Genomic DNA, 675 nt, shown 5'->3' with positions numbered 1-675 from the left:
ATTTCTGGTGATAGCCACTTTTTTCTGTGAGGGTGTTCACAGGCTAATGACTTCGCGACATTTATGTGCTATAAAATTACATGAACGAAAAACCGCCATGCCCTAAATGTCAGTCAAGAGAAGTCGTAAAGAATGGAAAAGTTCAAGGAAAACAAAGATATAAGTGTAAATCCTGTTCTTTGCAGTTTACCAGGCTAACTCCTCGCGGTCGGCCTGCACAAGAAAAGGCCATGGCAGTAACCTTGTACACGCTTGGGCTTTCCATACGGGCTATAGCCAGGCTCATTGGGGTTTCTCCGACTGCTGTTTTGAAGTGGATAAAGACATTCGCCAAAACACACTATGAAAAACCTGCGCCTGGTGATGCCATTCTCGTCGAACTCGATGAAATGTGGCATTATATAAAGTCAAAAAAACAAGTTATGGATATGGAAAGCCTATCGTAGAGAGACTGGAGAACTCATCGACTGGGAGTGTGGAGGAAGGGATAAAGCAACGTTATCAAAATTGATTGAACGTCTTTCAAGATGGCAAGTTGAGCTATTCTGCACAGATAACTGGGGAGTATATCCTGAAGTGATAGCTGCCGGCAAACTCTGCCAGAGTAAATCACAAACGGTGTACCTTGAGCAGAATAATGGAAGACAACGGCATTGGTTCGCACGTTTCAGGAGA

Annotated in this window: 2 protein-coding genes; both read left to right on the top strand. The window is 43.7% G+C overall.

The features are described 5' to 3' along the window. Positions 1–80: 80 nt before the first annotated feature. Positions 81–446, top strand: a complete 366-nt coding sequence (locus ACQRA4_RS13830; protein ID WP_427823627.1) for an IS1 family transposase — start codon at positions 81–83, stop codon at positions 444–446. Further along, positions 427–675 (top strand): IS1 family transposase (locus ACQRA4_RS13825; protein WP_427823628.1); only part of this gene is annotated, 249 nt, incomplete at its 3' end. The genes ACQRA4_RS13830 and ACQRA4_RS13825, both read left to right, overlap by 20 nt.

The sequence above is a fragment of the Desulfovibrio sp. SGI.169 genome, assembly GCF_050313595.1.
Classification (GTDB): domain Bacteria; phylum Desulfobacterota; class Desulfovibrionia; order Desulfovibrionales; family Desulfovibrionaceae; genus Desulfovibrio.
Note: the sequence above shows the minus strand (reverse complement) of the source record. Positions and strands in the feature narration are given on the sequence as shown.